The organism is Aeribacillus sp. FSL W8-0870 (assembly GCF_037963755.1).
Lineage (GTDB): Bacteria > Bacillota > Bacilli > Bacillales > Aeribacillaceae > Aeribacillus > Aeribacillus composti.
Genome location: NZ_CP150165.1, coordinates 3,331,789 through 3,344,393, shown reverse-complemented (window position 1 = coordinate 3,344,393; position 12,605 = coordinate 3,331,789). Strand labels below are relative to the sequence as shown.

Below are 12,605 nucleotides of genomic sequence, written 5' to 3'. Positions count from 1 at the left end.
CTTTATCTCAAGTTTGACACCATTTCACTACATGTGGATAACTAAAGGTGATTATACCAATAGTTATCCACTTTTTTTATCGAAAATATAATCATTATGTAGTGTTATGTGGATAACTTTTGTATATCCAATAATATGTAATATATGTTATACTATTAGTGCTATGTATATTCGAATTAATAAGCAAAAAAATAAAAATGGTTCTGTTCGTCAATATCTACAAATATGTCGTACATTTCGTGTAGACAATAAAGTTCGGCAACAAACGCTTTGTAATCTAGGGAGGTTAGAACATTTATTAGAGAATGGCTCTGTCGATAACATAATCGAGGGATTAGCCAAATTTTCAGAGCGTTACTTTGACCGAATTCACGGGCAAGGCTCTTCCTCTTCTGTCTCCGTGCTTTGGACAAAAGAGTTTGGGCCGGTTTATCTGTTCCGAAAGGTATGGGAAAAGTTAGGGCTTGGTCGGCTATTACGTAAAATCATGGATGATTCCGAGGCTGCTTCTCAGTATGACGAAGCCATTTTTGCCATGGTGTTAAACCGTCTCATGGATCCCAATAGTAAGCATTATATCTTCAAACAATGGATCGACACGATTTATGCAGAAGGTCTTTCAGACATCCAACTCCATCACTACTATCGTGCATTAGACTTCTTAAGTGAACAAAAAGAAAAAATTGAGGAACAACTTTATGGACATTTAACCGATTTAACCTCATTAGAAGTAGATATCGTGTTTTACGACACGACAAGCACCTATTTCGAAGGAGAGGAAGCAGACGAACTGCTGGCTCACTATGGTTACTCCAAAGATCATCGTGGAGATCGAAAACAAGTCGTGATTGGCTTATTAATGACCAAAACAGGGATTCCGATTGGGCATCAAGTCTTCCCTGGAAACATGCATGATACGAAGACATTTGGCATGGTGGTTGGAGACCTGAAGAAGCGCTATCCTATTCAGAAAGTCATTCTAGTGGGAGACCGCGGAATGGTTAGTGAAGCCAACTTAGATCAAATTCGTGAACTGGGCATGGAATATATTGTGGGTGTCAAATTACGAAAGTCGAAGAAAGCCCAAGAGCTATTATCCATCCGTGGGCCATATAAGAAGGTTCTCCCGAATCTAAAAGTGAAGTCAAAGAAAATCGATGGCGAAACGTATGTACTCTGTTACAATCCGGACGCTGAAGAACGTGATCGAGCGAGTCGTCAAGTCGTGTTAGAAAACCTTCAATCGAAGCTTGATGAACTCGGTCCATCTGGACTCGTCAAAAACCGTGCGTATTCCAAGTTTTTAACGATAGAAAAAGCATCGGCCAAAATTGATGAAGAGAAGGTATCCAATGACGAAAAGTTTGACGGAAAGTACGCCATTCGGACCAACTCGTCATTAACGGATGAAGAGGCAGCACTTGCCTATAAAGAGTTGTGGAGAGTGGAACAAGCCTTTCGTAACCTGAAGTCGAATCTAGAACTTCGCCCGATGTACCATCGAGTGGAATCTCGTATTCGAGGCCATATCATGGTTTGTTTCCTTGCGCTTGTCATGGAATCCTTTTTGGCCTATAAGCTAAAAGAAATAGGATGCCAAACAAGTGTAAAGGATATTTTGCATGATGTAAGCCAGATGAAGGCCTCGAAAATACGCGTGAATGGTGAAGAGCAAATCGTTCGTACAGAATTACAAGGTCAAGCAAATCTAGCATTTGAAGCACTTGTCACACAAGCGCCTCCTAGAGTATTAGAAAAAAACACGTGCCACTAACAAGTGTAGTGGTACGTGTTGTGGGTAAAGTCCAAAACACCAGTATTTTCGGGCTTTTCTTTAGTGTACTCTGTCAAACTTGAGTTTATTTAGAACGAGAATATGTTCGTGGATCCAAAATAATGTTTTGCTCACTTCTCATTGTAAAATTGTTGCAATTTAAATTATTTGCCAATAAATAGTTTGAAGAGAAGGCTCTTGATCGTTCAATCAAAAAATAGGAGAAAGTAAAAAAATGATAAAACATTTTCATGGAAAAGGGCAATGAATCAATTCAGAATTTTAACCCATTTTTTATTAAAAAATAAAGTACCTTAGTCAATTTTTAAACACTGCGATTCAAGTTGTGTCCTAGATGTTGGCAATGGAAAATTAGGATTGTTCGGTGCGAAAAGCACATAAAGTTTCTCCGTTAAATATCAATGAATACAGCATCTAGTGAAACAAAACAAGAGCTGAGACGTATGAAAATGGTGCTATACCGTATTTACATCCTTAACGATTAATCAGCCATCCGAGACGAAGGAACTAGGTGATGCACTTGAGGGGAAAATTGGAGAAGAGATTTTTCTATTTATATACTGGGGAGGCAATGGCAGCAGTCATTTTTTTTATCATTAGTTTCATTTGGAATAAAGTCTTTGCCCATTTGCATTTATATTCGCTGTACTCTTTTTGGATTTCGTTTTTTCTGTTAGAGTTTCTCTTATTTCAGGGTAGTGTGTATTGGTTTGCAAAATGGAAGCGATTAAAAAAAGAAAATACTGCCATAACTCCTGCTTATATCGTCCATCGATTAAAAAATATAAAGAAATGGAATACACTGTTTATCATCATTTCGCCTTTCATGTTTTTTGTCGATCTAGTCAGATGGTATCCGTCGGTACCTGCAACAGGATTGTACATAGCGGGATTTATTTATGTTTTTGCCATACTTGAGTATATAAACTATTTTCATATTCAGCTTTCATATGACAATTTTTCTGATATGAAGTACCTCTTAAAGTCGAAAAAGCTGAAAAAATCGTGTTTACGTAAAGACTTTGAAAGATTAGGATAAAGTAATAAGATAGCGGAAGGAAGATTATAAATGATACATATTCTGCTTGGCGCTTCACCTTCGGGGAGTTTAAAAATGGTCTTAAGGGATTTAGATGTGGAGAAAAAAGAGCGCGTCATTTCTTTTTGGGAAACATTCTCGGTAGGTCCGATCTGGAGACTGCATGAAGACATTGGAAAAGAAGCGAGATTTCATTGGATAAAAAATAATTTGACGGATGCATACAATGAGTTTCATGAGTATGAACAAAACTTTCAAAAAACAGTCAATGAAATAACAGCGATTCCAGAAGGATCACCTATTATGATATGGATTTCTGACAACGCTCATGAACAGACCGGATTGCGATTTGTTTTATATCTATTGAAGAATAAAAATAATGACATCTTCCTCATCAACACGACAAAGGTATATGGCGAGCTTTTTAAGAAACGAAAAGAAAAATATACTGTTTTGGATACAGGTGAAATTCCTCCTGAAAAGCTTCGATTCATATATGAACAAAGTAAAAATGAACCGCCTCTTTCCCAGCATGAAAGAGAGAATTTTGAAAAGGAATGGCTCGCTCTTGCAAATACTCGCGAAGTATTGCGAATTTGGCAAAACGGAACGATACACAGCGTTTCGGAAGATTATTATGATCTTTTCATAATAAACAGAGCGAAAAAGCTGCATAATGAAATGAAGACGAAGGATTTTATAAAATCAGTTAGATTAATCGGTGAAGTACTGGGGCATCTAGACCAATATGTAGGAGATGAATTCTTGGAATATCGGCTAAGAAAGCTGATTGAAAAGAGAGCTTTTGAAATGGAAGGCAGTCTGGAAGCTATGGCCTTCTATAGTGTTAAATTGCGATAGGAAAGTGGTGAAATATGATTTACGCCATTATTTTATTTATTCTTGCTGGTTTAGCTGAAATTGGCGGAGGGTACTTAGTCTGGCTATGGATACGTGAAGGAAAACACTACTTGTACGGAGTTATTGGTAGTATGATCTTGGTTCTATATGGGCTGATCCCTACTTTGCAAAACTTTCCTACATTCGGTAGAGTATATGCCGCTTATGGCGGCGTGTTTATTATTCTTTCTGTTTTGTGGGGATGGTGGGTTGATAAAAAAACTCCTGATATTTACGATTGGATCGGAGCAGGCATTTGTTTAATTGGAGTTTCAATCATGCTTTGGGGTCCAAGACATTAGACTGTCCATTCTGATAGGGATTTTTAATAGAATAGCTGCAATTAAATAATGTGCGAGTGAGTAAGCTTTCTCGGAACATATCGAGCATGAGCAAGACAAATTCCGTATAGGGAGTATGGCATCCTAATTAATTGACAGTTTTAGCGTTATGCTGAATGACTTTTTTCCGGTGATGCCGATAATGTGCGATTTTTTAATAAAGGCTTCAGCTTGCCGTTACACTTCAGAGATATTACAGGCTCTGAATAATGGCAACAAGCGTGGCGGAAGGTGCAATCAAAATGATTTTTTTGTTTTATTTGAATAACAGATCGCTCCCATTCCCGACCAATCCAACGAGTCTTTAAAAAATGGACGAAAATCTCCTTAATGTCAAGCTATTGCAATTTTTTTAGTATATAAAAAGATTGCTGGCGTTCTTAGGAAGCCCCTGCTGTTGAATTGGTGAAGCGAGGAATTCAATTTTTTAGAAACTTTTATAGAAAAAAAACGTTAATACATATGTAAGGAATATAAAAAAAACGGGGTGTGCTCATGATCTGGGCGTTGGTATTGATTATGCTTGGAGGAGTGTTAGCTGGTTTTTTGCATGTTTGGTTGAAAAAGCGGATATCCTTTTTTCCGTTATTGGTGATAGAAATCGTACTGTTATCTGTTCTTGCAGTCTATTTATTTATAGCATATGAATTAGGTTTTACAATTAGAGCGATGTCTAGCTTTGGATACTCTTTTCTTATGTGTTTAATCACGTTTTCCCATGAATCGGGTTACGAAAAAATAAAAAATGAAGCAAACAGAGTGGAAATTGAAAAGATTGAACTCAATAAACATTCGAGTCGGGTTTGGGTTGATGCGGCATTTGCGATGACATTCATTGGTCTATCTGTCTTATATTTTGTTTTCAATTCATACGATTCTGTTTGGTCTCTCATTTTGTTATATACGAATGTTGTAATGATTTGTCAATTGTTAAAAAAAGCTGTTCTTTATCGAAACCTTGAAGTGTATTTCAGCAAAGAAACAAATTGTATTTACATATTATCGAACATCACAGCGAAACGATATCCGCTTTCAGAACTTTCGGAAGCAAAGCTCGAGTCAAATGTTGATGTACTTAAATTATTCCCATTATTTACGATGTTTTCAACAAATGAAGATTTCACGACAAGTATGGGAAAAACATTAAAGCTAGTATTTTCAGGCGAAACTGTCTATTTTAATGCTAAAAACACTTCTTGGCTTACGACCATTGAAAGCCGGGAAGAAAAGGAACTACCGTCGGAAATTGCACAAGTTGAAGTGCTTCCATTTTATCATAAAAAAAATATAAAAAGACTTCTCGGCAAAATGTACTTTGCCATTTCCGTCAAAGGAGTCGGCGCCTACACGACATTGACTGTTATCTTATCACTGCTAAAGGTTCCTATTTGGGCGATCACGATTGCGGTCATTGTTTTGTGGATATTTAATCTTTACATTTCTGATCGATTATTAAAAATTGCATTAGACGTGAAAGAGATAGATGATCCAAATGTTTTAGCTGTTGCAGACAAAGTGCTAAGTCGGGCTGGAATTTCTGATGTGAAAGTTTTTCAAACAGAGGCGAATGAATTAAACGGTTTTGCAACTGGGGCAAACATCGGTCGATCAATGATCGTATTAACGTCGGAAACGTTAAAGCTTCCGTTGGAAGCAATCGAAGCGGTTTTTGCTCATGAAGCTGTGCATGTAAAAAAACGGGATGTCATGATCGGTCAAATTATACGTATACTTGCGCTTTTAGTAATTGTTTTATTTATTTATTGGTTATACCATTCTCTTATACTAAGAAATGAGTCTCTTCTTTTTTACATTGTTTTTGTTCTTATTTTATTCTTTCCTCTTATCCAGTCTCTTCTTTTGCAATGGATGGAAGTGCGGGCAGATCATTTAGGGGCTATATGGCTTGACAACGGAAATGATCAAATGGCAGACGGTTTAACTGCTTTAGCTGTAAAACAAGATGAGTTGACATACAAAGCAGAACGCTACAATTTAAGTAATGAAGAAAAAAATTCATCGATTGAGCGGGATTCATGGTTTTTCAGATTTCTAGAATTTCAATTTATGATCCACCCGCCAATGTATTGGCGTATTCAATCTTTAAAGGAAACTGGAACGGAATGGAACATGAAAAAAATACGAAAGTGGTGGAAAGATCGTTTTTACGAATCGCTTCCTGATAAAAAGAATAAAATGGAAAGCATGTGAATCATTTTTATCGTTTGAAATGCTTATTAAAAATTAAACGATACAAACATAACCCCCATACGAGAAATGTGACGAATTTTCATATTGAGTCGGCATTTTGAGTGCCGGCTTTTTGTATTTTATGGGTATCCGCTGATCATAATCTTTTTGTCTTCACCTTTTCCCAATGCCGGGAAAATCGTAATGAAGACTAAAACCAATTTGGTCCGCTAGCAGTCAGAGTGAAAAATAGAAGAGTATTTGTCAATCTTCTTTTCTGCAGATTTGACCACATAATTTAGGAAAATGAATGTGTTTTTTTCTACAATAAGTAGATAACAATTATGATAATGAGATGCTACAATCAACTTAAAGATAATTCAAAATATTAAGTAAAAGAGAGGTGTTTCAGATAAATTGCAAACGCTTACTTAAAATGTAAAATACAAAAAATTTTTGATGAGGAGGTCTATAATAATATGAAACGAATTAACCCAATGAACGTAATTGACAACAGCCGCATTCATTCATTCCATATTTGGCTGATTTTCTGGTTATTTATCGTTATTATGTTTGACGGATTTGATGTTGTCATTTACGGTGCTTCTGTCCCGCTGCTTATTAAGGAATGGGGAATTTCGGATGTCACTGCCGGGGCTATTGGCAGCTATACAGTTGTCGGAACAGCAATCGGTGCTGTTTTGTTTGGATTGCTATCGGATAAAATAGGGCGAAAAAATATTATTTTGTTGACTACGTTCTTGTTTAGCTTTTTCACGCTGCTCGCAGGTTTTGCAGCAAATCCTGTCTTATTTACGATCTTTCGTGTCATTGCAGGTGTTGGTCTGGGCGGAGTTATGCCTAATGTCGTTGCAATAGCAACTGAATATTCACCGCGACGGGTTCGCACAGCAATTGTTTCATTCATTTTTTGCGGTTATTCTGCAGGAGCTATTCTGGCAGCGCTTACAAGCAGGCAGCTCCTTCCTACAGTTGGATGGGAGTCAGTATATTGGGTAGGCGGAATTCCCTTATTGTTCATTCCTTTCTTGTTGAAAAGTGTTCCAGAATCCATCGACTTTCTTTTGGAAAAAGGAAAGGAAGAAGAAGCTAAAAAAATTCTTGCCAAAATTGAGCCGGGAATTAGCAGCGATGGGGAATTTGAAAAAAAGGAAAAAGTGAAAGAAGCGGGATCGCCTATTGTCAGTTTGTTTGAGGAAAAACGTGCATTCAGCACCGTTATGTTCTGGATTTCCTGCTTTAGCGCATTTGTATTAATTTATTCCATGAATACATGGCTGCCGCGCCTTATGATGGAAGTTGGCTATGATTTAAGCTCAAGCCTTGCATTTACTGCTGTCATGCAAATTGGAGCGATTGTCGGAACAGTTGTTTTCGGCCCTATAGTTGACCGGCTAGGCTTTAAAAAAGTGCTTGTTCCATTGTTTTTCTGTGGAGCCATTGCACTATCTTTAATCGGTTTTGCCAACAGTACATTCATCGCTTTTGCCCTGATTTCTGTTATTGGTGCAGCATCCGTCGGGGTTCAAAATATGGCGAACGCATTCGTTTCTCAATATTATCCTACTAATATGCGTTCAACAGCTGTAGGAAGTACAATGGCATTTGGCCGTTTAGGCGGAATAGTTGCCCCTACATTTGTCGGGATTTTACTTTCATTAAATTTACAGCCGCAATATAATTTTGCAGCTATTGCCAGTGCAGCAGTGCTTGGCGGTTTAGCAGTATTGTTCATTCAAGAGCAGCATTCAGTCTATTACAAAGAGAAAAAACAATCTGAGATAATCAATGAAGATGTAGCCGTTGAAAAATAATTTTTGTAAAGTCCCGAGGAGATATTTTCTTCGAGATTTGAAATTATTCTTAGCGGTAAAGCGATTTGTAAAAAATAAAGTCGCTCAACTTTGGAAGGGGAAAGAAAAATGCCAATAAAAATAGAGCATCTGTTAACTGCCAGCATAAAGGTAGAAGAGCCGATTATTATTGGTGATGTTGGATTAGGGATAAGGAGGGTTATTCCGATTATTGGTGGAAGATTTGAAGGCCCTAACATAAAGGGAAGAGTACTTTCCGGAGGAGCCGATTACCAATTAATACGAAAAGATGGGCTGACGGAACTGTTAGCCCATTATACAATTGAAACAGACGACGGAGTGCCTATTTATGTAGTTAATAAAGGATATAGGCACGGACCGAAAGAAATTATGAATAAGTTGATTTGCGGCGAGGAAGTTCCACAAGACTCGTATTATTTTAAAACATCTCCCGTTTTTGAAGTAGGTAATAAAAAGTATGATTTCCTTAACAAGATGATATTTGTAGGAGAAGGAATTAGAAAACCGTCCGAAGTACAAGTAGCATTTTATCAAATTCTTTAATTCATATGTTATCGGCCTTTTATCGATTTGCAAAAACAGTGAAAACCGGAAATCTGGATGTATTTGGCGAAAAATTGAAAGAGATGGAAAAAGACTTAAAAAAACTAGCAGAAATGTATACTGAAAGAACAAAAAGCCTGCTAGAATCCGTGACGAATGAGGATCTAGATCGCCAAGTCGATCTTTCCAAAATTTTTGGAGCGAAAATGTCTGGATCGCAATGATTGCAAACTGCGATGGATCATGAAATCCACCATAAAGGACAGCTGTTCGTCTATGTGCGGGAAATGGGGAATACGGCCCTTCTACGTTATGTGATGCGCGGTTGATGAAATGAACCAGATGATCATCGAACTGATGTCATCTGGTTTCTTTCAGAACTTTGTTTGTGCGGAAAGCAAAATAAATCGATGTCCCTAGTATGACAATTAAGAAAATATAAAGCGGGTAGACTCCAAGTCCATCTGCTTTTCCGAGTGCGACTTGAGCGGTTCGCCAGACCCCGAATAAAAAGAAATAAACTATTTCTGCTTGCAATAAACGGATGAAAATCCTTCCTTGATTATAAAGAAGCTTTTTTTGTTCTTTTGTAGCATTGTACTGATAATAAAATGCGTCGGGAATGCGGGACAATAATGTTGTCAAGACAAATATTCCTAGTCCTGTAAAAGGCAGAACAAGAATGAAGCCTTTTCCGCCGAATCCATCCGGTTCGCCTTTGAAATTGAAATGCCGTGGTATAGTATCCGGCAAATGCTCCCAAATGAAAATGACGTAAATGAACATTGCTGAAAGCCCAATAATTGAAAGTGTCAAAAGAACATTTTCAATTTTCTTTTTTTTCTCCACAGAGAAAACCTCCGTTTTTCCATTATCGATGTTTTCATACGTATTCACCGTTTGTTGTGTTTCATTTAATCGCAGCTGCAGGATTCTATTACTCATTTACATCCCAAGTAACTGTAAAGCTTCCTTTCAGTTTGTCGCCTGTGACGATGATATGGTAGATGCTTTTTTCTGCCGCTTTGATTTGATATGTGCTTTCGTCGACTTCTTTCATGGCGACAACGTCGCCGTCTTTGTTCAATACATGAAAACCATGTCCGCCTCCGTTATTGTTTTGAATTTTAACGGAAAACGTAATCGTTTGACCTTTTTCCGCATAAATCGGAATGGCGTGTTCTCCGTGGAAATAGTCGAAAAGTGCGATATAGCTTGAATTCCTTTTCCATTCGCGCCAATCTTTTTTTACAGTAAAATCCGTGTTTAAAATAATACACAAAATAAACGGAGCACAGATTGCAAAAATATATTTAAAAAATGCGTTTTTTCGCGCCATGTATGTTCCAAAATAAAAAACTAATGAACAAAGAGCTCCGACTGTTCCGCCAACAATCACCATCATCCATCCGAAAGGCAAAAAAATGAGATATCCTGCCAAAACGTAAAAGGCAATTTTAATGGTTCCAGTGATTTTAGGAATTTTCACAGCCAGCAGGTCAATAAAAATAGAACAAATTATTCCGTATCCGTAAAAAATGCTCCAAAGATAAGGGTTATTCAAATCTTTTGAAACTCCATACAAGTCAAAATCAGCTGCAATGAAAAAAACAGTAAAAAAAATAAACAGCGAGAATCCGGCGCCGGTGAATTTGGGTTTAACATAAGAAATAGCATTGAGGATATTTTTTTGTAAAAACACTAAGTGATCACAGCCTTATTTTATTTTCTCAATATTATGTTTATTATAACATTAATTTTTCTCTGTACATTGACGTTGCGTAAAGGTTTATGATGATCTTGTCAGGAGGTGAAAGGATGGAATATACGGTAAAACAATTAGCAGAATTGACCGGAGTTACAACAAGGACATTGCGATATTACAATGAAATTGGGCTTCTTATGCCAGCGAAAATCAATTCATCCGGATATCGCATATATGGGGAAAAAGAGGTTGATAAACTGCAGCAAATTCTTTTTTATCGAGAGCTTGGAGTTGATTTAGATACAATTAAAAAAATCATCAATTCACCATCCTTCGACAGCATGAAAGCTTTAAAGGAACACCGCGAAAAGCTTCTTGCAAAACGCAGGCAGCTAGATTCATTAATCGCAAATGTGGAGAAAACAATAGCGGCAAAGGAAGGAAGGATCACGATGAGCGATAAAGAGAAATTTGAAGCTTTTAAACAAAAATTAATTGAAGAAAATGAAAGAAAATATGGGCATGAAGTTAGAGAAAAATATGGAGGCGAAGTCGTCGATCGATCTAATCAAAAACTGAAAAACATGACAAAAGAGCAGTTCGAACAGCTGAAACAGCTCGAGGAAGAGGTCTTGAATACACTGAATAAAGCATTTGTAACTGGAGATCCAGCGAGCGAGCTGGCACAGAAGGCAGCTGATTTGCATCGTCAATGGCTCTGCTATTTTTGGGATCATTATACGAAGGAAGCTCATAGAGGAGTAACAGAGATGTATGTAGCAGATGAAAGATTTAAAGCGTATTATGATAAAAAACATCTTGGAGCAGCGGAATTTTTAAGGGATGCAGTTCGAATTTATACCATGAATTGAAAAGAATTTTTTACAATTCGGTCTTTGGAATGCTTTCTTTGATGAACCATATTTTAATTCTGTGACATCAGCTACCCATTTTTCATTTGGCTTTTCCGCTGTGAATTCACGATTCAATATATTTTCTGCAACATGTTGAGGAGTAGATCGCTTATAAGATTTTGCTTTTTTCGAATAACAGATTGTATAGCGGCAACTTTCATCAGTCTTTATGATTGAAGTTCTGACCAAGCTTTCGATTTATATTCAACGTCATTCGACGGTAACCATAGATGCCGTCAACTTGTTTTTTGCAAAATAAAAGTGAAATCCTTATGCAGTGATTTGCAATGGGGCTTTACATGGAGGAGGAGCCATGATAACCTTTTTGGTTTTGCCAAAACTGTTGAATCTGGCGCTTGGCTAAAGAATCATGGCTACAGAGGATCCATGTCAAGCCCTTGATGGATAGATCACATATATGTATATTTATTCAAAATTTTGATAAAGATATACTGCAACACTCTGTATTTTTTTCTTGCAGAAAACAGTTAACTTTCTCCTGGGAGCTTTCATATCTTTTACGATTTCTTCATTCTGAAGTTCTCGGGAGGAAGGCGAACGTTTTAACCGCTTATAGTAAGCAGCTCGTGAAATACCGGCGATTTCACATAATAAGATTATGCTTAGGTTTTCTTTCTCATGAAGTCCCCGGATTGCGATATACTTGTCTTCAAAACGAATTTGGTTTGTTTTCGCCTCCTTTCGATTTCCTCTAACTTTCTTAAAAAGATTCTCCGCACGTAAGCGTTCATTTTCTCTTTCTAACTTTTTCATCTCCAGTTTCATTTTTTCTTCTGGAGATAACTTTGCTTCTTCTTTTTTTCTTCCTCGTTTGTCTTTAAGCGCTTCTTCTTTACCATTTTCATACTTCTTCACCCATTGATATACTTGTTGATAAGAAACTTCATAAGTCTCTGCTGTTTTTTTATAATCTTTTCCGTTCCCTAAACAATCAAGCACAATTTGTATCCGTTCATTGCAAGTCGTTTTTCTTCCTTTAGTCATAGAGCTTGTCTTTCCTTTCGACGTTAAATCTCTATGGCTATTATACTTCTTCATCCATCGTTGAAGTACCGATCTACTAATACCATATGTCCTGACAATCTCTTACTGTGAGAACTCACCAGATAAATAATCTTTTACAGCTGCTTCCTTAAAACCTTTCCAAGAATTTGAACGTTCTAGACCCTCTATTCCAAATTCCTCAAATTTATTTATCCATTGCTTTAAAGAATATTTACTGTAGATGAGCAAATTCACTAACATAAATTTACATCCGAACAAAAAAGGAGACATGAACCCGATTCCTTGATTAGAATAGA

At 37.0% G+C, this 12,605-nt stretch carries 14 protein-coding genes; 10 read left to right on the top strand and 4 right to left on the bottom strand.

Features of this window, described 5'->3' with window-relative positions:
- Window positions 1-163 precede the first annotated feature (163 nt).
- From NSU02_RS16280 to NSU02_RS16240, 9 genes are all read left to right on the top strand, one after another.
- The gene (locus tag NSU02_RS16280) at window positions 164-1,774 is read left to right on the top strand and encodes an IS1634 family transposase (protein ID WP_339192846.1); all 1,611 of its coding nucleotides are present in this window, start codon (window positions 164-166) and stop codon (window positions 1,772-1,774) included.
- A 541-nt stretch (window positions 1,775-2,315) separates the two neighbouring features.
- Window positions 2,316-2,834, top strand: coding sequence for a general stress protein (locus NSU02_RS16275; RefSeq protein ID WP_144598223.1), 519 nt, complete (start codon window positions 2,316-2,318; stop codon window positions 2,832-2,834).
- Window positions 2,835-2,864: 30 nt separating this feature from the next.
- A complete protein-coding gene (locus NSU02_RS16270) occupies window positions 2,865-3,695 on the top strand; it encodes a DUF1835 domain-containing protein (protein WP_066247358.1) in 831 nt (276 codons plus the stop codon).
- Between the two features lie 14 nt (window positions 3,696-3,709).
- Window positions 3,710-4,036, top strand: coding sequence for a YnfA family protein (locus tag NSU02_RS16265; RefSeq protein WP_044895977.1), 327 nt, complete (start codon window positions 3,710-3,712; stop codon window positions 4,034-4,036).
- Between the two features lie 534 nt (window positions 4,037-4,570).
- Entirely contained in the window at window positions 4,571-6,286 is a 1,716-nt protein-coding gene (locus NSU02_RS16260; RefSeq protein ID WP_339193298.1) for a M56 family metallopeptidase, read from the top strand.
- A 458-nt stretch (window positions 6,287-6,744) separates the two neighbouring features.
- Complete coding sequence (locus NSU02_RS16255) at window positions 6,745-8,100, top strand: aromatic acid/H+ symport family MFS transporter (RefSeq protein WP_066247353.1); 1,356 nt, start codon at window positions 6,745-6,747, stop codon at window positions 8,098-8,100.
- Between the two features lie 108 nt (window positions 8,101-8,208).
- Complete coding sequence (locus tag NSU02_RS16250; RefSeq protein WP_339193297.1) at window positions 8,209-8,664, top strand: DUF3237 domain-containing protein; 456 nt, start codon at window positions 8,209-8,211, stop codon at window positions 8,662-8,664.
- 38 nt (window positions 8,665-8,702) lie between these two features.
- A complete protein-coding gene (locus NSU02_RS16245; RefSeq protein WP_339193296.1) occupies window positions 8,703-8,888 on the top strand; it encodes a hypothetical protein in 186 nt (61 codons plus the stop codon).
- 12 nt (window positions 8,889-8,900) lie between these two features.
- A complete protein-coding gene (locus NSU02_RS16240) occupies window positions 8,901-8,993 on the top strand; it encodes a DinB family protein (RefSeq protein WP_339195824.1) in 93 nt (30 codons plus the stop codon).
- A gap of 31 nt (window positions 8,994-9,024) precedes the next feature.
- Here NSU02_RS16240 and NSU02_RS16235 read toward each other — a convergent pair whose 3' ends face one another.
- Window positions 9,025-9,609: a DUF1648 domain-containing protein gene (locus NSU02_RS16235; RefSeq protein WP_339193295.1), complete on the bottom strand. Its 585-nt coding sequence runs from the start codon at window positions 9,607-9,609 to the stop codon at window positions 9,025-9,027.
- Window positions 9,602-10,228: a hypothetical protein gene (locus NSU02_RS16230; protein ID WP_339193294.1), complete on the bottom strand. Its 627-nt coding sequence runs from the start codon at window positions 10,226-10,228 to the stop codon at window positions 9,602-9,604. Before NSU02_RS16230 ends, NSU02_RS16235 begins: the two co-directional genes overlap by 8 nt.
- 254 nt (window positions 10,229-10,482) lie before the next feature.
- On the opposite strand from NSU02_RS16230, the gene NSU02_RS16225 reads away from it, so the two are divergent.
- Window positions 10,483-11,241 (top strand): MerR family transcriptional regulator, encoded by a 759-nt coding sequence (locus NSU02_RS16225; RefSeq protein ID WP_339193293.1) that lies wholly within the window; start codon window positions 10,483-10,485, stop codon window positions 11,239-11,241.
- 468 nt (window positions 11,242-11,709) lie between these two features.
- Here the strand turns inward: NSU02_RS16225 and NSU02_RS16220 are convergent, their stop codons facing one another.
- Together NSU02_RS16220 and NSU02_RS16215 are read right to left on the bottom strand one after the other, a co-directional pair.
- On the bottom strand, window positions 11,710-12,288 hold the full coding sequence (locus NSU02_RS16220; protein WP_339193292.1) for a helix-turn-helix domain-containing protein: 579 nt from the start codon (window positions 12,286-12,288) through the stop codon (window positions 11,710-11,712).
- A 102-nt stretch (window positions 12,289-12,390) separates the two neighbouring features.
- Complete coding sequence (locus NSU02_RS16215; RefSeq protein WP_339193291.1) at window positions 12,391-12,549, bottom strand: hypothetical protein; 159 nt, start codon at window positions 12,547-12,549, stop codon at window positions 12,391-12,393.
- Window positions 12,550-12,605: the final 56 nt, after the last annotated feature.